This window comes from Paenibacillus sp. FSL K6-3182 (assembly GCF_037976325.1).
In the GTDB taxonomy this organism is placed as follows: Bacteria; Bacillota; Bacilli; order Paenibacillales; family Paenibacillaceae; genus Pristimantibacillus.
This window is the reverse complement of the sequence record NZ_CP150265.1, coordinates 3,080,077-3,104,250: the sequence shown is the minus strand read 5'-3', so window position 1 is coordinate 3,104,250 and position 24,174 is coordinate 3,080,077. Positions and strand designations below refer to the sequence as shown.

At 45.7% G+C, this 24,174-nt stretch carries 19 protein-coding genes; 1 reads left to right on the top strand and 18 read right to left on the bottom strand.

Features of this window, described 5'->3' with window-relative positions:
- Positions 1–60 precede the first annotated feature (60 nt).
- Complete coding sequence (gene sigE / locus MHH56_RS13280) at positions 61–783, bottom strand: RNA polymerase sporulation sigma factor SigE (RefSeq protein WP_054027973.1); 723 nt, start codon at positions 781–783, stop codon at positions 61–63.
- A gap of 38 nt (positions 784–821) precedes the next feature.
- Positions 822–1,805, bottom strand: a complete 984-nt coding sequence (gene spoIIGA, locus MHH56_RS13275) for a sigma-E processing peptidase SpoIIGA (protein WP_339208726.1) — start codon at positions 1,803–1,805, stop codon at positions 822–824.
- Between the two features lie 430 nt (positions 1,806–2,235).
- On the opposite strand from spoIIGA, the gene MHH56_RS13270 reads away from it, so the two are divergent.
- Positions 2,236–2,919, top strand: coding sequence for a DNA-binding response regulator (locus MHH56_RS13270; RefSeq protein WP_339208725.1), 684 nt, complete (start codon positions 2,236–2,238; stop codon positions 2,917–2,919).
- A 977-nt stretch (positions 2,920–3,896) separates the two neighbouring features.
- Here MHH56_RS13270 and ftsZ read toward each other — a convergent pair.
- The 16 genes from ftsZ to MHH56_RS13190 form a co-directional block, all read right to left on the bottom strand.
- Positions 3,897–5,015 carry a cell division protein FtsZ gene (ftsZ, locus tag MHH56_RS13265; RefSeq protein WP_339208724.1) on the bottom strand — a complete coding sequence of 373 codons (1,119 nt, stop codon included), beginning with the start codon at positions 5,013–5,015 and terminating at the stop codon, positions 3,897–3,899.
- A 119-nt stretch (positions 5,016–5,134) separates the two neighbouring features.
- Entirely contained in the window at positions 5,135–6,376 is a 1,242-nt protein-coding gene (gene ftsA / locus MHH56_RS13260; protein WP_339208723.1) for a cell division protein FtsA, read from the bottom strand.
- A 236-nt stretch (positions 6,377–6,612) separates the two neighbouring features.
- On the bottom strand, positions 6,613–7,365 hold the full coding sequence (locus MHH56_RS13255; protein ID WP_339208722.1) for an FtsQ-type POTRA domain-containing protein: 753 nt from the start codon (positions 7,363–7,365) through the stop codon (positions 6,613–6,615).
- 111 nt (positions 7,366–7,476) lie between these two features.
- Positions 7,477–8,745 (bottom strand): UDP-N-acetylglucosamine 1-carboxyvinyltransferase, encoded by a 1,269-nt coding sequence (gene murA, locus MHH56_RS13250; RefSeq protein ID WP_076268162.1) that lies wholly within the window; start codon positions 8,743–8,745, stop codon positions 7,477–7,479.
- 15 nt (positions 8,746–8,760) lie between these two features.
- Positions 8,761–9,666, bottom strand: coding sequence for a UDP-N-acetylmuramate dehydrogenase (murB, locus tag MHH56_RS13245; protein ID WP_339208721.1), 906 nt, complete (start codon positions 9,664–9,666; stop codon positions 8,761–8,763).
- A gap of 483 nt (positions 9,667–10,149) precedes the next feature.
- Entirely contained in the window at positions 10,150–11,247 is a 1,098-nt protein-coding gene (gene spoVE, locus MHH56_RS13240; protein WP_076268160.1) for a stage V sporulation protein E, read from the bottom strand.
- Positions 11,248–11,293: 46 nt separating this feature from the next.
- Complete coding sequence (murD, locus tag MHH56_RS13235) at positions 11,294–12,733, bottom strand: UDP-N-acetylmuramoyl-L-alanine--D-glutamate ligase (RefSeq protein WP_339208719.1); 1,440 nt, start codon at positions 12,731–12,733, stop codon at positions 11,294–11,296.
- 75 nt (positions 12,734–12,808) lie between these two features.
- Positions 12,809–13,768, bottom strand: coding sequence for a phospho-N-acetylmuramoyl-pentapeptide-transferase (gene mraY, locus MHH56_RS13230; RefSeq protein ID WP_076268158.1), 960 nt, complete (start codon positions 13,766–13,768; stop codon positions 12,809–12,811).
- A gap of 4 nt (positions 13,769–13,772) precedes the next feature.
- On the bottom strand, positions 13,773–15,188 hold the full coding sequence (gene murF, locus MHH56_RS13225) for a UDP-N-acetylmuramoyl-tripeptide--D-alanyl-D-alanine ligase (RefSeq protein WP_339208718.1): 1,416 nt from the start codon (positions 15,186–15,188) through the stop codon (positions 13,773–13,775).
- Entirely contained in the window at positions 15,185–16,672 is a 1,488-nt protein-coding gene (locus MHH56_RS13220) for a UDP-N-acetylmuramoyl-L-alanyl-D-glutamate--2,6-diaminopimelate ligase (protein ID WP_339209585.1), read from the bottom strand. Before MHH56_RS13220 ends, murF begins: the two co-directional genes overlap by 4 nt.
- Before the next feature lie 74 nt (positions 16,673–16,746).
- Complete coding sequence (locus tag MHH56_RS13215) at positions 16,747–18,687, bottom strand: stage V sporulation protein D (RefSeq protein WP_339208717.1); 1,941 nt, start codon at positions 18,685–18,687, stop codon at positions 16,747–16,749.
- 137 nt (positions 18,688–18,824) lie between these two features.
- Positions 18,825–21,116 carry a penicillin-binding transpeptidase domain-containing protein gene (locus MHH56_RS13210; protein ID WP_339208715.1) on the bottom strand — a complete coding sequence of 764 codons (2,292 nt, stop codon included), beginning with the start codon at positions 21,114–21,116 and terminating at the stop codon, positions 18,825–18,827.
- A gap of 56 nt (positions 21,117–21,172) precedes the next feature.
- Positions 21,173–21,565: a cell division protein FtsL gene (gene ftsL, locus MHH56_RS13205; RefSeq protein ID WP_256710903.1), complete on the bottom strand. Its 393-nt coding sequence runs from the start codon at positions 21,563–21,565 to the stop codon at positions 21,173–21,175.
- 23 nt (positions 21,566–21,588) lie between these two features.
- Complete coding sequence (rsmH, locus tag MHH56_RS13200) at positions 21,589–22,539, bottom strand: 16S rRNA (cytosine(1402)-N(4))-methyltransferase RsmH (protein ID WP_179089802.1); 951 nt, start codon at positions 22,537–22,539, stop codon at positions 21,589–21,591.
- A gap of 29 nt (positions 22,540–22,568) precedes the next feature.
- Positions 22,569–23,006, bottom strand: coding sequence for a division/cell wall cluster transcriptional repressor MraZ (mraZ, locus tag MHH56_RS13195; protein ID WP_076268151.1), 438 nt, complete (start codon positions 23,004–23,006; stop codon positions 22,569–22,571).
- Positions 23,007–23,151: 145 nt separating this feature from the next.
- Positions 23,152–24,159 (bottom strand): DUF4349 domain-containing protein, encoded by a 1,008-nt coding sequence (locus MHH56_RS13190; protein WP_339208713.1) that lies wholly within the window; start codon positions 24,157–24,159, stop codon positions 23,152–23,154.
- Positions 24,160–24,174: the final 15 nt, after the last annotated feature.

Genomic DNA, 24,174 nt, shown 5'->3' with positions numbered 1-24,174 from the left:
CAGGAGTCCTTTTTATTCCTATTGTGACATCGTTCGACAACCGCAAGCAGGATGCGGGATTTAAACCATTTTGTTAAATTCTTTACGAAGCCTTTTAATAATTCGCTTCTCAAGGCGTGAAATATAGGACTGTGAAATGCCAAGAAGATCGGCAACATCCTTTTGTGTTTTTTCCTCGCCGTCGGCAAGACCGAAGCGAAGCTCCATAATAATTCGTTCACGCTCTGACAATTTATCAAGCGCTTTGTGAAGCAGCTTACGATCTACCTGCTCTTCAATATTACGGTAAATCGTGTCATTCTCCGTTCCGAGCACATCCGATAGAAGCAGTTCATTTCCATCCCAGTCGATGTTAAGCGGTTCATCAAAGGACACTTCGGTACGCGTCTTGCTATTGCGGCGCAGGTACATCAATATTTCATTTTCAATACAACGCGAGGCGTAGGTGGCCAGCTTAATCTTTTTCTCAGGATCAAACGTGTTAACCGCCTTAATTAGACCGATCGCGCCGATTGATACGAGATCTTCAATATGAATGCCGGTATTCTCAAACTTACGAGCGATGTATACGACTAGCCTTAAATTACGTTCGATTAGCATTGCGCGAATAGCCGTATCGCCGGTAGGCAGTTTTTCCAGCAAATATTCTTCCTCTTCACGTGTTAGGGGAGGCGGTAATGCCTCACTGCCACCAATGTAATAAATTTCTTCACTTTTTAATCCGAATAAAAACATGACACGATAATAATATAACTGAAGGATCAGTTTGTACTTGACGAGCATCTGGCCCATCCCTCCTCGTTTGTATGAGCATACGTTCGTTACTGTTGTACCATAGACGGATGGATAATGGCTCGATATGCCCCATCAGACGTTAACTTACCGCCGTCAAGCCCGATAAGCACCTTCCGCGTTTCAAAAACTTGTCCTTCCCTAGTAATTTCAACCGCATCCGGCTTTATCGCTAGCATGAACTGTGACCCTCGATTGACACCTCTGAATGGTACAAGACGAAGTCGATCTTGCCAAACAAAGGTGTGCTCATCCATTCCCGCTACAAGACGATCCACTTGTGCATCTCGTATGCTATTCAACCACGATTCAGGTAAATCATCTTGCCACAAGGATGCCTCCATTACCATGACCGGTGTCCGTGTAAGTGGATCATAAAGCTGATTGCCGGTGTCGATCAGGCCTATGCAGGTTTGTATACGTTCTCCAATCATAATTTTCACTTCTGCCAAATGAGTTTGCACCAGCTCCCTTTCTCTTTTTTGCGTCAATACGGCACGGTATATATACAATCCGATACATAACGCAGCAATCAAATAAAACAATCCCATCTTAAGCTCCACACGCATGTTTCCGTTTACGAACATCATCGTTTTCCAAACCTCACGGGACCCTTGCATGAACAAATAATAAAGTCCAAGCACAGCTCCAGCAGCCACAAAGTTAACCGCATAAAACGCTGCAACATTCCTCATATAGTGCTGAATCGAGGCAAAGCCAAAAGCAATCCATAAAATCAATAACGACGTAGCAACCTTAACTGCAAATGTGAATAAAAAAGATAATTGTGGAAAAAGCATTAAAACGACATAACAAGCTCCGACAGCAGAAGCCAATAATACTCGCCAAGGCTTCGGTTTAAGATGACGTGCCCAAGCAGTAGTTAATAGAATAGCACCGTCAACGAGCAGCTCTCGTAAAAACATAACATCAACATAAACAGCCACTTCGGTCACCTTCCTGCAACTGGCGGTAAACGGCCTGCAGCCGGCACCCGGGAGAACGATTGACACTAGTATATTAAAATCCTATTTCAAAGTCTGTCTATTCATGACGGCATGACGTATCTTTTTTTGTCGAGTAGGAGTATAAAAAACGGCAAGTCTTTTACGTTTTATTGCAGAGGCTTATATCTTTAGCTCGTCATATTTTGCTAACAGTTCATTAGCCTAGGGCAGCTCCTGTGAGGGATCACTCCTATGTCAGGCTGAATCTACCTTTTTGTTTCTTATTGAGGCACTTGACATTGCTAAAATAATTTTCGACTAAATAATCTGGCCGTTTTTTAAAAAATACAAAAAAATTTGGAATGGATACTTGATCCACTTTGGCAATTAGATTATCATTCTAAATAGATAGAAGCAGTGAAGCACACCGCTTACTCGGGAGATCTTTCTCCCGCAGTATGCGGTTTTTTTTATTTTCCGTAGGAGGATGATAAATTTGTCGTTTCAATCGGTATACGAATGTTGGCTGGGACTTCATCTGAAAAAGAGTAGTGGAGAATATAGACGGAGGCTGGAGCAAGGACATGGACACGCTGAAAAATTATTTTTAGAAAGGGTGTGGTATCCTACCTTCCATCAACTTGATGGGCTTATTCCAGAGTTTGAGATTGCTGATTTTCGAGACGGCACTCGTTTTTTGGACTTTGCATATTTAAAATCAGGCTTACTGCTAGCGATCGAAATTGATGGATATCGCACTCATTCCTCAGAAACCACTCGTTGGCAGTTTTCAGATTCATTAATGCGACAAAACCACCTTGTGCTCGACGGTTGGAAAATATTACGTTTTTCCTATGATGACCTAAAAGAAAAACCGCGAATGTGCCAACAGCTTCTCCAACAATTTATGGGTAGGAGCTTAATTGGCAATAAACAAGATACAAGCGCTGATGCATTCTTGCAGTTGGAAGTATTACGTTATGCTTCTCAACTACAGTATCCTATCCGGCCCACTGATGTAATCGATCTTCTAAAAATCAAAAAACGCGAAGCTCAAAAACTGCTTCACCGTATGGTTCTCAATCAAGCCTTGTTGCCCGCAGGGAATGGCACCCAGAGAATTCGATGCTACAAAGTAAACCAAGAGCAGCTGCATACTCTATTATTCACATCACTTTAGCAGGCACATTAGAGGGTTATTAGCATTTATAAAATGCAGCTTCTCAACCTTGCTCATTCACCAAGCGTTGATTGTAAGAACATATAGGCGCTTATTGGCAGCAAACTAAGGCTTCTTTCATGCTGTAAGAACCTATACGTGCTTACAGAGGCTTCTCTACCTTGCTCATTCGCAAATAGTAGACTGTAAGAACGTATAGGCGCTTATTGGCAGCTAACCATGGTTTCTTTCATGCTGTAAGAACCTATACGTGCTTACAGAGTCTTATCTACCTTGCTCACTCGCAAATAGTAGGCTGTAAGAACGTATAGGCGCTTATTGGCAGCTAACCATGGTTTCTTTCATATTGTAAGAACTTATATGTGCTTACAGAGGCTTATCTACCTTGCTCACTCGCAAATAGTAGGCTGTAAGAACGTATAGACGCTTAATGGCAGCTAACCTTGGTTTCTTTCATGCTGTAAGAACCTATGCGTTCTTACAGTGGCTTATCTAGCTTACTCATTCACCAAGCATTGGCTTTAAGAACGTATAGGTGCTTATTGGCAGCTAACCATGGTTTCTTTCATGCTGTAAGAACCTATACGTGCTTACAAAGGCTTATCTACCTTGCTCATTCGCAAATAGTAGGCTATAAGAACGTATAGGCGCTTATTGGCAGCTAACCTTGGTTTCTTTTATGCTGTAAGAACCCATATGCGCTTACAGAGGCTTATCTACCTTGCTCATTCGCAAATAGTAGGCTGTAAAAACGTATAGGCGCTTATTGGCAGCTAACCTTGGTTTCTTTCATGCTGTAAGAACCTATACGTTCTTACAGAGGCTCATCTACCTTGCCCATTCGCTAATCGTAGGTAAAAAGATCATATAAATGCATATGCGTGCTTACAGCTGCTACTCCCCTTTTCTCGATCAACTTACAATCAAAAAAATAAAAAAAAGCCTCACCATAATGGTGAGGCTTAGTACAAAAAGTTCTAACGATCGTTGTTGCGAGGGCGATTGCGCAAAAATGCTGGAATTTCAAGCTGGTCGCTTGAAGTGTTGCTAGCTCCAAAAGGCTTAACTGCATTGGAGCTGCCCTGTTGCCTTGTATCAACTGCTTCTGGCTGCTGTTGTGGAACACGACGCGCAGCTGGTGACTTGTGCTCGAAGCCCGTTGCTATAACGGTTACTTTAATTTCGTCCTTCAGATCTTCATCGATGATCGCACCAAAGATCATGTTCACATCTGGATCAGATGCTGAAATGACGATTTCAGCTGCTTCATTCACTTCATAGAGTGAAAGGTTGCTGCCGCCAGTAATGTTCATAATAACACCGCGAGCGCCGTCAATTGACGTTTCAAGCAGCGGGCTCATAATCGCTTTTCTCGCTGCTTCAGCAGCACGGTTCTCGCCAGTAGCAATACCGATACCCATCAAAGCGGAGCCGCGTTCTGTCATAATCGTTTTTACGTCTGCAAAGTCAAGGTTGATTAGGCCTGGTACTTGAATAAGGTCCGAGATGCCTTGAACGGCTTGACGGAGCACGTTATCCGCTTCACGGAAAGCTTCCAGCATTGGTGTCTTTTTGTCTACAATCTCAAGCAAACGGTCATTAGGAATGACAATAAGCGTATCTACTTTTTCTTTAAGTGCTTCAATCCCAAGCTCAGCTTGTCCAGCACGCTTGCGTCCTTCAAAGGTAAAAGGCCGAGTAACAACCCCTACAGTGAGTGCGCCGCATTCGCGAGCGATTTCGGCAATAACCGGAGCTGCTCCCGTTCCCGTACCGCCGCCCATTCCTGCTGTCACGAATACCATGTCCGAGCCTTTAAGCTGGTTCATAATAATTTCGCGAGATTCCTCGGCAGCCTTGCTGCCTACATCAGGATTGGCACCCGCACCAAGTCCACGCGTAAGCTTATCGCCGATTTGCAGCTTATGCTCGGATTTAGCCAAATGCAGCGCCTGAGCGTCGGTGTTTACCGTAATAAACTCCACGCCTTTAACACCATTTTCTATCATTCGGTTAACGGCATTGCTACCGCCACCGCCAACACCTATTACTTTTATTTGAGCAAGCTGCTCAAGCTCAAAGTCGAATTCCAACATCTTTCATTTTCCCCCAGTCAAGCGTAAACTGCTGATAACATCTATGAGACGGCACAGCAACGTTTCGCAGTAAAATATAAGTATCGTATATAAGGTGAAACTTATATTATCTTAAATCCTCAAATAAATTCATTAAACATACTTTTAATCCGCTCGAACATACCGGGTTTAGTAGAAGGTGTTGGACTTGCTTTGCGGCTTGCCGTTTTCTTCACTGCTCCAGTTCCGCGAGCTCCCATATATTTTGACACATATTGAATCATGCCAACGCCGCTGCTATACGCCGGGTCTCTTACACCAATATAATCAGGGAGTGCAATTCGGACGGAAGACTCAAGCTCTGCCTGGGCCAAAGCGAGTGTTCCTGGCATCGATACAGTGCCACCGGTCAACACATAACCGTTAACCTTGTCTCCATAACCAAGTCGACGTACCTCTTGACGAACTAAATGGAAAATCTCTTGCATGCGAGGCTCAATTATACTAGCAAGATCAACCTGTGAAAACTCTTTTTCCACATTGCTGCCCATTCGTGCTACTTTAAACTTCACATCTTCAGCAGCATCCAATACATTAGAACAGCCATATTTAAGTTTGATTTTCTCAGCTTGCTCACTTTGCGTGCGCAAACCATAAGCTATATCATTTGTTACATATTCGCCACCAATTGGAAGCGTTGACGTAGCAGCTAGGCCGCCTTGATCATAAATGGCAATCGTACATGATCCTGCTCCTATGTCAGTAAGAACTGTCCCTATCGATTTCTCATCTTTGGTGAGCGAAACCACGCCTGAAGCGAGTGATAACAAAATGACACCAGAAATACGAAGGCCTGCTTTCTCTACACAACGCATAAGGTTATGTATAGCAGTCTTCGTCCCCGTGACGATCGTCGCCTCAACCTCAAGGCGAACGCCAATCATACCGCGCGGATCGGAAATACCTTCCAAGCCGTCTACTAGATACTGCTTTGGAACCAAGTTAATGATTTCACGCTCTGGAGGGAGCGCCACTACTTTAGCAGCTTGTAATACTCGTTCAATATCTTCTTCACCAATTTCACGGTCCTCATTGGATACTGCAACGACGCCTCTATTGGTTTGCAAAGCAATATGATTGCCTTGAATACCAACATATACGTCTGATATTTGAATGCCTACCATGCGCTCCGCATGCTCTACGGCATTACGGATCGATTGCACAGTCTGGTCAATATCTACTATTGCTCCTTTGCGAATACCCTCTGAGTCGGCAGATCCAACTCCAATAATATTAATGGCTCCATTATTCACTTCACCAATAATAGCACGAACTTTGGATGTACCGATGTCCAAACTGACGATGATGTCGTTGCTGCTCATCTTGCGGCACCTCCGTTTCAAATAATTAATTATTTTACCACATGTTAAGGTCTTCCTACATATTCAACGCTTTTATTATTTTCCCTCTTTTTTCAACAAATTTTTCGATGTTTCTCGCTTTGTGTCGAGCACCGCCCCTTGCGATTCTCTATATTTCCTATGTTTATCCAGCTTAATCGAGTATTAATGCATAAATAAAATTCTACCATTCTTTCAGACTATTGAGTAGTATAATTTTACTCAGAATCTATATTTTCTGGACTCTCACTTACGAAAGGCACATATGTATCCGCCAGAAGCATCGTGATCTTACCTGGCTCTTGGGTCTCGATTACTGCATTCAACGCTTCAATCTTCTCTGGAAGAACCGACACCGCTGTTACCACTTCAAATTTTGTGCGAGTGTACATCAGAATCCGATCGGGATAAGCGGTTGACGGAAATGGTAAAATCTCAGACAGGTCGGAGAGCTGCTTCGTCGATATTTTTGCAAGCTGCTTCGTGAGCTGTGCTTTTACGGGATCTCCATCTGCCCAGCCTGACAATACAGGCTTGTCCACAAGCTGCATTTCATCGCTGTCAGCCTCAACTGTCGTTCCATTTGTCAATAACGCTGTCATTTCCCCTTGCTTGGAAAGCTCGAATGCAACAACAGGAAACTCCTCTACATGAATCTTCACCACACCTGGAAATACCTTCGTAACCTTAGCCCCTTTAATTTGTGGCAATGTGACAATTCTATCTTCTATAGTAGAAGACGAAGTTCGAAAAAAAGCATCGCCAACCAAAATAGCAGCTGCCTTGCCTATTTCTTCTCTGGTTACGAATCTAGTTCCTTCAATTTGGATTTCTGATATTTTGCTAATAGAGGAATTAAAAAATAATACAGCCAAAAGCGCCACAAACAATAATATAAGTATGGTCAACAGCTTCCGACTGCCCATTCTTTTTTTCGGTGGTTCCTTAAGTACTGGCATCTGTGCACTCATAACTTGTCCCTTCTTTCCCCAAAAAACATCCGGTTAACCTCTCCGCGTCAGCCTTCGCTTAGCATCAAAAGGGTACCGGCTGTTTCTATCTTGCAGCTCATGCGCATAGTATTAGTTATTAGGCACTGGCGAATAACGCGAAATCCGCGCACCCAGCCTAGACAGCATCGTTTCGATTTTTTCGTAGCCTCGATCGATGTGATGAATTTGCTCAACGACCGTCCTTCCTTGCGCTGCTAAACCAGCTATGACAAGGGCGGCACCCGCTCTCAAATCCGTTGCTTCCACCGTCGCTCCATAAAGCCTTGGCACGCCGCGAATGAATGCCGCATTCATGTCTACGCGAATGTCTGCACCCATACGTGACAGTTCATCCACATGCTTTAATCTGCCTTCAAAAATCGTTTCTTTCAATACGCTCACACCATCTGCAAGCGTAAGCAGCACCATAACCTGAGACTGCAAATCGGTAGGAAAAGCCGGGTATGGAGAGGTTACGATTCTTTCAACCGCTCTAGGCCTTGTTGCACTGCCAACTTTAATTATATCATCGTCGACAACAATTTGAACACCTGCCCGGCGCAGAACATGAATCAAGGAAGATAAATGGGCTGGCTGCGTATTTTGGAGCGTGACTTGACCGCGTGTTGCAGCGGCGGCTACCATGATGGTCCCTGCTACAATACGATCCGGAATCACTTTATAACGACAAGGTGTTAGCGACTGTACCCCATCTATCGTTATCGTATCGGTTCCGGCTCCCATTATTTTAGCGCCCATTGCATTTAAAAAGCCTTGCAAGTCTTGAATTTCCGGTTCCCTTGCAGCATTGCTTATTGTGGTTCGGCCTTCTGCCAAAGCAGCGGCCATCATAATATTCTCTGTTGCGCCGACACTTGGAAAGCTTAAGTGAATATCCGCTCCCCTTAGTTTCTCGGCACGGCATATGATCCGGTTACCCAATTCTTCTATTTCTGCACCCAGAGCCTGAAGACCTTCTAAATGAAGATCAATTTTCCGCTCACCGATTGCACATCCACCTGGTTGATAAACCTGAGTTTCCCCAAATCTAGCAAGCAAAGGCCCCATTAAAAAAATAGAAGATCGCATCTGTCTCATTAACGATTCCGGCACGTGGGATGTATGTGCAGTCTCAGTGTCCAGCACCACAGTTCCTCCCGTATGCTCGGCGCGGCATCCTAATTCGCGCAAAATGTTCAGCATGACATCGATATCTAGCAAATCAGGCACATGATCTATCGTTGTTGTGCCTTCGGCCAATAGACTGGCAGCCAGAATCGGCAAAGCGGCATTTTTCGCTCCTTGGATAACTATGGTTCCTGAGAGAGGTTTCCCACCTTCAATCACCAATTTGTCCAATGTATCACCTCCGAATTACCGCTCACCCACCACCAATACTTCCGGCACCAACAGGATGCCATAGCGGTCCTGAACAGTGCTTTTTATATGAGTCATGAGGGCGAGAACGTCTTCAGCTGTTGCTTGCCCGGTATTCACAATAAAATTGGCGTGCTGCTTCGATACTTGCGCTCCTCCGAGGCTTTCACCCTTTAATCCAGCCTCTTGAATGAGTCTAGCGGCATAATCATTAGGCGGATTGCGAAATACGCTGCCTGCACAGGCAAGCTGCAAAGGCTGCGTTCTCAATCTTCTCTCTTTGTAGGAGGCCATCCTAGCGAGTACTTCCTGCCTATCCCCTTCTGCCAGCTCAAAGGCGGCTTCAATGACAATGCCCTTTTGCTCGTGAAGTATGGAATGGCGGTAAGCGAAGTTCATAGCCTCACGATCGTAGCGAACCAATTCTCCTGTTTCCAGTACAATATCAGCTGACTTAAAAATACGTGACACATCTGATCCATGCGCGCCAGCATTCATATAAACGGCTCCGCCTACCGTACCTGGGATTCCCCCCGCGAATTCAAGTCCGGTCAGACCTTGTTTCCCAGCCATGACTGATAGCTTAATTAAAGAATATGAAGCACCGGCTATTGCTGTCGATCCTTCAAAACGCAAGTAATCGAGCCCTCTGTGCGGTTTTATTACAACGCCGCGAATCCCTTTATCACTTACCAGCATGTTCGAGCCTCTGCCTAAATTAGTCCAGGGTATTTGATGTTTTTGCACCAAACGTACCGCCGATACCAATTCATCTTTGCTGCTAGGGAGGATTAAGATATCAGCGAGACCGCCGATTTTCCAAGTTGTATAGTTCGATAGCGGTTCGTAGTACAAAACTTCGCCAAGATTAGCTTGTTCCAATTCCGCTTTAAAAGCTTCCATTCGTTGAACCTCCCTAAGGTTTTGCGTAGCAAAACCTACTTCGTAAGCAAAACCTACTCCGCAAGCACAAGCCTTTCTGTGTAAGAAGAAAAAGAAATTCCCATTCAGCAGTCTGAATCGCTGCTGCCGGTTTTTCTGTTGTAATCACCACTCCTTTCGGGTGACGGTCACGAATATAGTGTATCTTATGCCCATATAGGCTCTTGTGTGACAATGGCCTATATCGAGCCAACTGGCTCACTGATTGGTCTGTGCAGCAGACCAGAACTCAAAGCTGGTTGCCGCTTTAGCGAATTGACTGTCTCTTTCAAATAAAAGTGTATTCAATATCTCATCATATTAAATGAGCAAATTTTCCTGTAAACAACAATATCCGGCTTGGATAGTTGCAGCTGCTGTTATGCAACCTGCAGCTATCCAAGCCGGACGTTTATTGTTTTTTTCTACTAAGCATCTGCTGGTTAATGCCCTAGGCATGAAGCCTCACCTCGAATAACGAGATATGTTCAACAAAATCCCTAGTGCAGTTAAGAGAAGCGTTAGGGATGAACCCCCATAGCTAACAAGCGGCAGCGTAATTCCCGTAACGGGCATCATGCCAATGACGACACCAATATTAATCAATACTTGTACACCGATAATGCCTGTGATTCCGACTGCCAGCAAGCTCCCGAATGTATCCGTAGCTGCAATAGCAGCGCGTATCCCCCGCCAGATGACAACTAGAAATAATAGTATAAGAGTAACTCCGCCGATGAAGCCAAGCTCTTCCGCTAAAATCGAGAATATAAAATCGGTTTGCGGCTCAGGCAAATAACTGAACTTCTGTCGGCTCATACCTAGACCGAGCCCAACGAGTCCACCTGGTCCGATCGCATATAAGGATTGAATAATTTGATAGCCGCCTCCGAGCGGGTCTGCCCATGGATCAAGAAAATTCGTTATTCGCTTTAATCGGTATGGCGCAGCGATGATAAGGCCAACAAAACCTGCGACACCGATAAGCGCCAAGCCGCCTAAATGAGATAATCTAGCGCCAGCAGTAAAAATTAAAATTAAAGAGGCGCCAACCATCACCGCTCCTGTACCTAGATCAGGCTGCAGCATAATGAGTCCGAAGGCTAGTCCAACAAGCCCTAGCGGCGGCATAAGCCCTTTTGTGAACTGCGTAATCGTTTGCTGCTTCTCAGAGAGCCATTTGGCTAAAAATAATATCATCGCCAGCTTCATAAATTCAGAAGGCTGGATACCGAAGGAGCTAATGCCAAGCCAGCTGCGTGCGCCGCCGCGAACGACGCCGACACCAGGGATCAGCACGAGCAGAAGAAGGCCGAAGCAAACCAATAAAGCCATTGGCGCCCACTTTTTCCAAACCGTATAATGCGTATTCATTGTAAACAACAACGCGCCTATACCGAGTCCAGCAAATAGCACCTGACGCTTTACATAGTAAAAACGATCACCGAATTCATGAAAAGCAAGCACTGCGCTAGCGCTGTACACCATAATCAACCCGATAGCGAGAATGAGCCCAATTGCAGTCAGCATCCAAATATCCGGGGCAGAACGCGCTTTGGCCATAGCGAACACACCTCTTAGCATGGGAAAGTAGGGACATGCCCCCTACTTACAAGGTATGCGCCGAATCTTTAAAAATGCGCCCTCTTTGCTCATACGATGTAAACATATCCCAGCTTGCGCATGCAGGCGACAATAAAACAATATCACCTGGCTCTGCGATCGCTGCTGCTTGTTTCACCGCTTGCTGAAGGACGGACTCGGCGTCCTCACTAGGTTCGACGATTTCCACCTTAGCTAAACCTGCCAGCTCTGCTACACGGGAGAGCTTTTCTCTCGTTTCTCCTAAAGCAACAAGCCCCTTTAAGCGATCGCGGAATAAAGGAACAAGCTCCATATAGTCAGAGCCGCGGTCAAGTCCTCCAGCCACTAGAACGATCGGTGCCGATAACGAGCGAACGGACATCATCGTTGCAACCGGGTTTGTCGCTTTCGAATCATTATAATATTTGACACCATTCACTTCACGGACGAACTCCAGGCGGTGCTCCACGCCTCTAAACAACTGCAGCGGTTCTACAAGACGCTCTGGTGCAACTCCAGCAGCCAAACACGCCGCAATGGCAGCAAGCGCGTTAGCGGCGTTGTGGCGGCCTGGTATGCCTAGCTCTGAAACTGGTAAAATGTTAATTTCCGAGTCCTCAGACTGGCGGAATACAATTTGTCTATCCACAGCGGCTTCATCATTTTGTGCGTCACCGTTGTCCCGCTCATATGGCGGATCAATGTAAATGCCCGCGTCCAGTCGCTCATATATAGAGAAAGGCAGCAGCTGTGCGATAAGAAACTCCGAAAGCGCGCGGCATTCCGGGTCATCCCAGTTGACGACAGCAACATCATCTTCCGTTTGGTTATCAAAAAGTTTTGCTTTTGAATTGACGTAGTCATCCATATCGCCGTGATAATCCAAATGCGTCTCTGCAATGTTAAGCAATAGCGCAATATGCGGACGGAACTCGCTTGTTCCTTTCAATTGAAAGCTGCTTAGCTCAGCAACGATCCATTGATCGGGTGTCGCTTCCAAGGCTGCTTCGCATAGAGGACGACCGATATTGCCTGCCACGATGGGATTCAAGCCAGCTGCGCTTAATATTTCGCCGATCCAAGTCGTCGTTGTTGTTTTGCCGTTTGAGCCAGTAATGCCTATTATCGGTGCAGGAGAAAGCCAATATGCAGCTTCAACCTCCGTAATGACCTCAACGCCAAGCTCCTCCGCCCTCTGGACTGGAGTAGACGTATATGGGATACCAGGGTTTTTGATAAGGAGCGCTGTTTCTTCTGTAATTAGGTCATCTGGATGATAACCGCATAGCACAGAAATGCCCAAAGCAGTCAATTCGTCCGCTTCGGGGCATAATTCACGTTCCTTCATGTCGTTCACTACAACTTCTGCGCCTAATTGATGAAATACTTTTGCGACGCTTACCCCGCTTCTAGCCAAGCCTAAGACGACAACTCGGCGGCCTTCATAAGATGCCGGATGATTCATAACTGACAGTCCCTTCTATGTATGCATAAAGCGGCTCTTAATCAAATAAAAGCCGCTTTTTCGAAAGCTTTATCTCTATAGTATAACAAATAGTAAACCAATTGCTGCAAACACGATTCCTACAAACCAAAACACAGTAACAACCTTCCATTCAGACCAACCAACAAGCTCGAAATGATGGTGAATGGGACTCATTTTGAAAATACGCTTCCCTCTAAGCTTGAAGGAGCCTACCTGTAATATAACAGAAAGCATCTCAAGTACAAAAACACCGCCGATTACGATAAGGAGCAGCTCCGTTTTGGTCAAAATAGCGACTGCTGCAATACCGCCTCCTATGCCTAGCGAGCCCATATCTCCCATAAACACTTTTGCTGGATGTGCGTTGAATACTAGAAAACCTAAAACAGCGCCTACCATGGCTGCCGAGAATACTGCTGATTCATGAGCTGACGTTTGTAGAGCAACTACAGTAAAGGCACCAAATGCGATGGCACTCGTCCCAGCCAGCAGGCCGTCAAGACCATCGGTGAAATTAACTGAATTGCTTGCTGCAAAAAGAATGATGACGACAAGCGGATAATAAAACCATCCTAAATCAATTCCCCAGCCTGTACCAGGCACGGATATTTCGGTGCTGTGCCCCATATTATAGAGCATTGCACACACGATTATAGAAAAAAGAAGTTGACCAAAAAGCTTTTGTCTTGCGGTTAGTCCCAAAGAACGTTTAAATACAATTTTGATGTAATCATCCAAAAAGCCGACAAGACCAAATCCAAGCGATGCGGTCAGCAGCACCCAAAATTCAGCCGTTTTATCAGAAAACTTCAGGAACGCGATCATTAGAGCAACCATAATGATAATGCCGCCCATCGTTGGCGTACCGCTTTTTTTCAAATGGCTTTGCGGACCTTCCATACGAATCTGCTGCCCAAACTTTAAGCGGCGGAGCACTGGAATGAACAATGGTCCGAGTAGAACCGCTAGCAGGAATGAAGCGCCAATCGAAAATAAAATGACCATCATATCCATTTCCTCACCCCACTTCCAATGCTTGGACAATCTGTTCCATCTGCATGCCGCGTGAACCTTTTATGAGCACGATGTCCGTTGGCTGCATTTGCTCCCTCAGCCACAGCGTCAGCTCATTTTTATCTTCGAAATGTTTAATCACATCATTCGCGCCTGCGTTAGGAAATTGCGACTTCACGCCCTCAGCAATATGTTTTGCCAAAGGTCCGAAGGTAAGAACCGCATCCGCCTTGCTTGGCGTTATATATGCACCTACTTCAAAATGAAGCGTCTGCTCCTCTGGCCCGAGCTCAAGCATATCGCCAAGCACGATCCATTTGCGGCTATAGCCGTCCAGTTGCTCTACCAGATCAATCGCCGCACGAACGGCAGTCGGATTGGCATTATAAGCATCGTTCAATAACATAGTGCCATTAAACGCGCGAACAGGCTGAATGCGCATGCCTGTCAGCTTAAGATGGCTTAGACCTTCAGCAATTTTTGCAGCTGGAACTCCGAAGAAGCGGCCAATCGCTATTGCAGCGAGCGCATTGCTGACATTATGCTGCCCTGGAACAGGAATTCGAACAGTTCCGAGGCCACTGGCAGTTCCATTATAAATAGCAGTAAAGGTCGTCGCTTCCGATTCAATGCTGATTTCAGATGCTGACCATTCATTTTGCTTCGATAACCCAAATTTACGGCGTACGATGCCTGCTGGAAGTATTGAACGCTCAAGCTCTGCTTCAAGAAGTGGCTCATCGCCATTGTAGAGCAGCAAACCATCCTCGCTAAGCCCGAGTGCTATTTCAAGCTTTGCCTTCGCAATACCGGCTCTTGAGCCGAGCTGAAGCATATGCGCGTCGCCGATATTTGTAATAATTGCGGCATCAGGCTGTGCAATCTTCGTCAGCAGCTCGATCTCGCCGAAGCCGCTCATTCCCATTTCGAGCACGGCTACTTCCGTGTCCTCTTCAAGCCTCAGCACCGTCAGAGGCAAGCCGATGTGATTGTTCAAATTGCCTTCAGTCTTATGCACTTTATAAGTTGTGCCGAGAATAGCAGCTGCCATATCCTTTGTCGTTGTTTTGCCATTGCTGCCTGTAATGCCAACAACACGAGTGACAAGTTCACTGCGATAAGCTGTTGCAAGGCGCTGCAATGCAACCAGCGTATCCCCAACAATAAGAAGCGGCACTCCCTCAAGAGATGCTGGAACCTCGCGGCCTTTCTGCCAAAGCGCAGCAACCGCTCCATTTGCAATAGCTTGCTCCAAATAGGCATGCCCGTCAAAATGCTCGCCTACGATCGGAACGAACAACTGGCCCGCAGCAGCCTGCCGCGAGTCAGTTGTTACTCCTGTTATGTTAAGCTCTGCATGATTTCCATTCCATCTAGCGCCGCTCATTTCGGCAATTTGTTTAATAGTACGTTTAATCACTGTATGATTCCCCTTATCGCTGCTTTCGCTACTTTTCGATCGTCAAATGGATATTTGACTCCGTTAATATCTTGGTAGGTTTCATGACCTTTCCCCGCAATCAATACTACATCGCCGAGGCTTGCCATTTCAACCGCTTTTTCAATTGCTTCCTTGCGATCAACGATTAATTTATAAAATGAAGGATCAATTCTGCTGCTTATTAATCCAGCTTCAATATCCTTTAATATGGACTCAGGCGGCTCCGATCGTGGGTTATCCGATGTTATGATAGCGTAATCCGCGTATTTCACTGCAATATTCCCCATTAGCGGCCGCTTGGAGCGATCACGGTCACCGCCGCAGCCAAATACACATATAATTCGATTTTCTGCAAATTGTTGAATAGCTCTGAGTACATTTTCTAGCCCATCCGGCGTGTGGGCATAATCTACAATTACCGCAAAATCCTGTCCCGCATTAACCGCTTCAACCCGTCCGGGTACGCCGGGAATTTTGCTTAGACTGTGTGCAATCGCCTCTAGTTCCACGCCTTCAAGAAGTACAGCGCTTATAGCGGCAAGCGCGTTGTATACGTTGAACTTCCCAGCCATTTGCAATGTGATGTCCTGCTCGCCTCTGAATGTGTCAACATGAAAGGTCGTACCCTGTGCAGTTATTCGAATATTCGTTGCCCGAACGTCTGCCTCTTTATCAATAGCATAAGTGATGACCTCTGCCGCTGTGAGCTCGGCATATTCTGCAGATAAAGCATCGTCTGCATTAAGAACCGCATAAGATCTTTCGTTTTCCGCAGATGCATACACATTGCCAAGTCGCGAGAAGAACAATCCCTTTACCGCAGCGTATCGACTCATCGTTTCATGATAATCCAAGTGGTCCTGCGTCAAATTAGTAAATACTGCCGTTCGGAATCTGCAGCCCTTCACCCGTCCTTGCTCGAGAGCATGGGAGGACACTTCAATTGCACAATATTGCGTGCCCGCATCACGCATCTCCCCGAGATAGCTTTGAAGCTGCAGTGTTTGAGGCGTCGTACTGGACATAGGGAACGATTTTCCCGCATACCGACGCTCAATCGTACCGATCACGCCGGTAGGCTTACTCTGGTCATTTAGAATTTGCTCTATCAAATAAGTTGTTGTCGTCTTGCCATTCGTCCCCGTGACACCGATAAGCTTCAGGGTTTGACTAGGCTGTCTATAATAATAATTAGCAATTACAGCCATGGCAAGGCGGCAATCTCTTACAATAATTTGCGGCACCAACAGGTCCAGCTTTCGTTCCGCTATTAGTGCTGCTGCTCCGGCGGCAACCGCCTCCGAAGCAAACGCGTGACCATCAACGGTGTGGCCTCTCAAGCAAATAAACAATTGCCCTTCAATTACGCTTCGTGAATCCGTCTCAATGCCAGTCAGTTCCGTTTCCCCATCGCCTATCAGCCGTGAGGCTATTAGCAATTCCGCAACATCCTTTAATCGCATCTGCCCAGCTCCTCCCTTAAGCGCCGGCGGACAAACTTCCCCGCCTGCTGCACCCTCGTTAACTACCATTATAGTCAATGCGAGTGGGATATATTATCTTCTTCGCCCAAATAGATACGAATCGTTGATCCGCGATCTACACGGGTTCCAGCAGCTGGAGCTTGGCGTATGACCGTTTTCCCAGAACCTGCGGAAGTTAGATTGAAATTCATATTCATATCCTCATACAAATCCGATACCGTCTTGCCAATCAAGTTCGGAACTGTAACAATAGGTGTTTCTCCATACTTATAAATACGGTCGATCTGCTTCTCACGAGCCGGAACTTCCAGAATGGTGAGCGCGTCCTCCAGCATATTGCGAACGATTGGCGCTGCAACGACTCCGCCGAACTGAATCCCTTGCGGATTATCAACCGCTACATAAATAACGATCTTCGGATCATCTGCCGGGGCAAAGCCAACAAAAGATACAATATGCTCATTAGGGGAATAACGTCCGTTAATAACCTTTTGAGCAGTACCCGTCTTGCCGCCTACGCGATACCCGTCAATAAAGGCATTGCGGCCTGTTCCTTTGGCTACGACGCTCTCAAGCGCTTCACGCACCTGCTTGGACGTTTCCTCCGAAATAACCTTCCTAACCGCTACCGATTCTACCGTTTCTACGGTCGCTCCCGTCTCCGGGTTTATCCATGCTTTTGCTACATGGGGTTTATACAGCGTTCCGCCGTTAATTGCTGCGGAAACAGCCGTTATTTGCTGAATTGGTGTAACGGAGACCCCTTGGCCAAAGGCTGTAGTGGCAAGTTCCACCGGACCGACCTGACTAAGCTTGAATAAGATCCCATTTTCCTCGCCGCCAATATCGATGCCCGTCTTCGTCCCGAAGCCAAAGTTCTTAATGTAATCAAATAGTTTGTCCTTGCCCAGCCTCTGACCAAGCGTTACAAACCCGGGGTTACAGGAGTTTTCAACAACTTCAAGGAAAGTCTGACTGCCATGTCCGCCCTTTTTCCAGCAGCGAAGTCTAGCACCGCCCACCTCAATAGCGCCTGGATCAAAAAAACGTTCGTTTTTCAAATCAACCTTTTTTTCCTCAAGGGCTGCAGCAAGCGTAATTATTTTAAAGGTAGAGCCTGGCTCGTATGTCATCCAAATCGGAAGATTTCGATTATAAACCTCAGTTGGAACCTCTCGATACTTGTCTGGCTCGTAAGTAGGTCTGCTCGCCATGCCTAAAATTTCACCGTTATTCGGATCCATCGCAATCGCGATTATACCATTAGGCTGTAAATTCGTCATCGCTTGATCAAGCTCACGTTCCATAACCGTCTGAATTTGCTTATCGATCGTAAGCTGCATCGTAAGCCCGTCCTTAGGTTCCACGTAGGTGTCCGAAGAATTAGGCATTTGTCTGCCTGCTGCATCTGACAAGAAGGATACGCTGCCTCCGATACCGCTTAACTCTGTATTATATTTTGCTTCTACACCGGTTAAGCCTTGATTGTCGATCCCCGTAAAACCTAGCACATGCGCCGCTAAACTGCCGAAGGGATAAAATCGTTTGTTGTCTTCAGCTACAACGATGCCATCAAGACCCAGCTCTCGTATTTGTTCAGCTTTATCAATCGTAATTTTTCGCCCGCCTGGGCCAAGCTTAACAATTAACGCTCGTGTTTTAATTTTTTTATAGAGCGTTTCTTGCGACATGTCGAGCAAAGGGGCAAGCGCTGCTGCTGCTGCCTGTTGATCCTTGATCTGGACAGGAATCGCATATACGGTAGGTGAGCTTACGTTGTAGGCGAGCTGAATACCGTTGCGATCAACGATTTCGCCTCGTTTGGCTACGTATGGGATGTTGCGTCTCCATGAATCCTCTGCTTTATCCGCCAGCTGCTCACCTTGCCATAGTTGTACAAAGCTAAGTCTCACACATAATGCTAGGAATGACACCCCAGCAAGTATGAGCACGATAAATAAACGTCGTCTAACCGTTACATTAGATACCTTCATCGCTTGTTCCCCCTCCGCATGACCGTTTCGAAAGGAGCGCTCAATTGCGCTCATTCCCAGATTATTCGGGACAAGCGGATGATAGAACAAGCTTTAAGCAACATCATATTAGATCCCTTAATAATTCGATATATGGATCACTCAGGAGCAGCGTTACCATTACTGCTTGTATTGGAATTAGCAGCCTGATCCCCATTTGAAGTTGTCTGACCCTCGGAGGTTCCACCGTTCGTGCCAGCTTCATCTTCTTTTCCAGCCTCACTACCCTTATCGCCGCCTTCTGTCGCATCAGGGTTTGTTTCCGCATTGCCGGATTGGCCTTCTTTTCCTGTCGGAGGAGCAAGTACAACTTTGAGCACTCTTACTTTATTCAAAGTCTCTTCCTTCTGAGACACAACAAACCCTTGCCCCTCCGGAATGAGCCGAATGCCGATAAGAGAGGTTAATTCAAGAGCATCCCGCAGCGAAACTCCAGTCAGATCAGGGATAGCCAGCTTTTCACGCTGCTCCGTTATTAAATATATTCGCTGTGTCGGGTGTACGGCTGAACCGGGAGCAGGTATTTGCTGCAGCACGGTTTTACCATTTCCGATCAAATCAAATGTCATGGCCTTCGCTGTTAATTCTGCTTTCGCTTGTTGAACTTTAAACTCTGTTAAATCTGGAACCGTTATTGTCGCTTCCTTCTTCGAGTTTGCAGAACCAGCCGGATAGTTAGGCGCTACTCCCATTTTACGCAAGCTTTTGAGAACGATTTGTTTAAAAGCTGGAGCAGCGATCTTTCCCCCGGAAGCAAAAGTAGTATTTGGCTCATCTACGACGACATAAACGACGATTTTCGGATTATCAACCGGCGCATAGCCAATAAATGAAACAACATATTTGGAATCAGAATAGCCGCTTTTTCCATTTACCGTAGTAACCTTTTGAGCGGTTCCTGTTTTACCTGCTACACGGTAACCCTCGATATAAGCGTTTTTACCGGATCCCTTATCCTGATCCGATACAACCTGCTCCAAATACTCACCGACTTTTTTAGAGGTTTCCGCTGAGATCACTTGGCGAACCATCTTCGGTTCGAAAGTCGTCGTCGTTTTGGTCGACGGATCTGTCATGCTTTTTACGATTTGTGGTTGAAACAGCTTTCCGCCGTTAGCTACTGCCGCGACAGCTGCAACCTGTTGTATAGGCGTAACCGTAACTACCCCTTGACCAAAGGTAGCATTCGCAATCTCACTCGGGTATTTAAAGTTAATCGTACCGCTTAGCTCATTCCCAAGCTTAATGCCTGTTTTTTGCCCAAATCCAAAATTCGTGTAATATTCTCTCAGCTTCTGTTCCCCTAATCTCTCATAACCAAGCTTGACGAAGGCAACGTTACTTGAATATTTCAAGCCATCCAAAAATGAAATGGTTCCCCATCCCTCTCGCTTAATATCACGGATTGGATTAGGTACACCTTTCAGTTTGATTTGACCTGATTTGTATAATTCATCTGGATTAAACAAACCTTCTTCAACCGCTGAAGCCAGCGTTACAATTTTGAAGGTTGAGCCCGGCTCATATAAAGATTTAATTGCATGATTGTAAGAGTTCGAGTTGTTTTTCCAATATTCATTCGGATTATATTGCGGCATGTTTGCCATCGCCAATATTTCCATCGTGTTTGGATCAGCCGCAATCGCTGTCGCGCTCTTAGGAGAATAGGTTTTCATAATTTCCTGCAGCGCTTCCTCCACATAATGCTGAATTTCGTTATCGATCGTCAGCTGTACATATTGACCGTCTTTGGCTGGCTTGTAGTCTACTTCGCCCTCCGTGAGCTGAACGCGTTTTCCGTCCTTCTCATACTTGATATAGCCGTCCTCGCCAGAGAGCTGCTCATTGAACGAAGCTTCAACGCCAGTCATGGCGACTCCCTCTTTATCCAAATAACCGACAAGCTGTGCAGCTAGAGAATTTTTAGGATAATACCGTTTCAAATTTTCTTGCAAATCGATGCCGACGCTATATACCTCCTTTTCTTTGGCTAAATCTTCACGAAACTTTTTAATTTTATCGGCATGTGCTTTGTCAATTTGCCAGCCTCCGCTACGCACCTCCCGATATACATAGTAATTCCCGTCCTCTTTTTTGGCAGTTACATTTTTCCGGAGCTCTTCCTTAGAAGTGCCAAGGATGTCATGCAAACCATTTATAATTTCTTCTGTAAGTTTCTCATCGTTAATCAGCTTCGGATTTAACGTCACATTATAAGCGATCGTATCCATTGCCAGAACACTCCCGTTGCGATCGGCGATCGTGCCACGCTTGGCCAGCATCTTTTCTTCTGTTGACCATCTTTCCTTTGCAAGTCCATACCATTTGGCGCCTTCTACTACTTGCACAATATAAATTCGGCTTATTAAAACAAGAAAAAGGAGGGTCATTACCCCTCCAAACAATAGTGTCCGCAATCTAATTCTTTTTTTCATCATCGCTCACCCTATTCACTCATTGCTGATTTTATCGCGTCGTCACCTGTATTTACGGTAATTCCACTCTCAATAGAGCTAACCATCCCTTGGGTCTCTGCAAGCTTGCGTATACGTTCTGAATCACTGAGCATCTCTACTTGTTTCTTCAAGTCTTCCATCTCTACATTCATCGTCTGGTATTCGCTATTCAACTTTTTAATTTCGAGGCTCATGTCATAGATTTGCGCGTAGCGTAAAATAATGACACCAGCAACTACAACGCACATTAATACAGTAAACATATACAACAACTTCTCCTGAACCGGTAAGGATTTACGAGTTTTAACAAGCCGCTTCGTTTCCTTGATAACCGGTTGCTGATCCTGCTTTCGCTTAGGCTGCAGCGCTAAATTGCCATTCACATACGCCAATTCAAATCCCCCTCTTACAATTTTTCTGCAACTCTAAGCTTGGCCGACCTTGCACGCGGGTTGAGCTCTAGCTCTCTCTCTGAAGGTACGATCGGCTTACGATTGACTAATTTCACTTTCCCAGCATTGCCGCATACACATAACGGAAAATCGGGCGGGCATGTACATTTCTCCACAAACTTTGCAAACAATTGTTTGCATATACGATCTTCAAGCGAATGAAAAGTGATCACCGATGCTCTGCCGCCAGGGGCTAGACAGCGAATCGTTTGCTCCAAAGCTTCTTCTTCTGCTCCCAGCTCATCGTTTACTGCGATACGAAGCGCTTGGAAGGAGCGTTTGGCGGGATGTCCGCCTGTGCGCCTAGTTGCAGCAGGAATCGATATTTTTATCAATTCAGCTAATTCACCAGTCTTCTCAATGGGCGCCTTTTCTCTTGCCTTCACAATATTTCTAGCGATGGACCGAGCGAACTTCTCTTCACCATAACGATCCAAAATGCGGGATATATCACGTTCGTCCCAAGTATTGACGATTTCATGAGCGGTTAGATCACCCTCGCGATCCATGCGCATGTCGAGCGGGGCATCATGGTTATAGCTGAAGCCGCGCTCGGCTTCGTCTAACTGTGGACTGGATACGCCAAGGTCGAACAATATGCCATCGACCTGCGGAACGCCATCCAGCATTGGAACGTTGCAATTTCTAAGCTCCTGCTCCAAATCGCGGAAGTTGCTTCTTACGAGTGTAACCTTATCTAAATAAGGAGCAAGCCTAACACGAGCATTTTCCAGCGCCCAGTCATCCTGATCGAAAGCGATTAACCGTCCTCCTTCGCCTAACCGGGAGGCTATTAATTCGCTGTGACCTGCACCCCCAAGCGTACAATCGACGTAGATGCCATCTGGCTTTATAGCCAAACCGTCAACCGCTTCTTCTAAAAGTACTGTAATATGCTGAAACACGCCTAAGCCCTCCATTCTTGTTGTCTATTCTAGAAGTTGAAATCGAAATCAACGAGCTTTTCGGCGATTTCGTTAAAGGTTTGTTCGGATTGTTCGTAATAACCGTCCCAAGTCTGCTTGCTCCAAATTTCCACGCGACTAGAAACGCCGAGCACCATGCAATCCTTGTCCAGCTTCGCATATTCACGAAGATGGCTAGGTATATTTACCCTTCCCTGTTTATCCAGCTCACATTCGGTTGCTCCGGAAAAGAAAAACCGGGTAAATGCTCGCGCATCTGATTTCATAAGAGGCAATGTTTTCAGCTTTTGCTCCAAAACAGTCCACTCACTCATGGGATATACGAATAAGCAATTATCTAATCCACGGGTTGCAATAAACGAGGCTCCAAGCGATTCGCGGAATTTCGAAGGTATGATGATTCGGCCTTTCTCATCAATGCTATGTTGATATTCACCCATAAACATGACTTTGAACCACCCCTTCCCCTATTTCCACCACTTTGCCCCACTTTTCCCCACCTAGTAACAGTAGTTCGCCACCTAAAATAAAAATCCTGCTCAGTGAGCAGGATTTTCTAAAATATTTCACACTATTAAAGATTATTAATCATTACAGCGTTGGCGGCTGCTCTTCTTCAGGCTTGGATGGCTTCGGCGCCGTCTCTTTCCTTCTTCGATAAAACCAAATGATTGGGATTGAAATAACAGCCAATATAGCTAATACAGGCAATGCTCCAGCTAAAATAACTAACAATAGATTGATGGCATCCCAAACGACTTTCGTGCTGTTAACTAGCGCGTCAGACATTCTGCCGCCTAAATGTGGTTTTTCCATACTTTTATTTTTTAGTGTTTGATTCGTTTGGTACATGCGCAGCTCCACCGTCGAGAACGCTACATTATTATCCAGATAGCGAACTCTTCCTTTGATTCGTTCAATTTCTTCCTGCACACCTGAGAGCTGCTGTGAAAATTTTAACAGATCATCAGCTTTTGTCGCTTTATCCATCATGGTGAGCAGTCTAGCTTCAACAAGCTGCTTCGCTTTCAGCCTGGATTCAAGATCCACATATTCCTCAGATACGTCCTTGCCGCCGATATTGCGTTCAAATTCATTATGTTTAATTTGCTCAATCCGATCAATGAACGACATAAACCCTGCAGCAGGAACTTTAATCGTATAGCTTGATCCAATTTCTCCCTCGTGCTTCGTATCTTGAAATTGCAAAAGATAACCGCCGCTTTGATGAATGGCATTGCGCAGCGAGGTTGCTGCAGAAGCTAAATCGTCCACCTGCATACTTAAATTAGCGGTATAAATAATTTTCTGGTTGAATCCATCCGTGCCGATTGCCAGCTGAGCATCAATTCCCCCGCCCGATGCTTTGCTCTCGCCCGATCCCTCAGCTGGAGCCTCTTCCGCTTTAGCAGCATTGTCATTCATGGTATAGCTCATCTCAGTTTCTACGTTTCTAGAAGCTGTTGTTGATAACATCTGTTCAGAAGCCGAGGTTTTAGAACTGCTTGTATTCCCATCTGAGGAAGCGCATCCAACAAGCAGAACAACCAGAGAAACAATTAAAATAAATGCAAATATCCCTTTTTTATGTCTATACAAGAAAATACCCCCTTG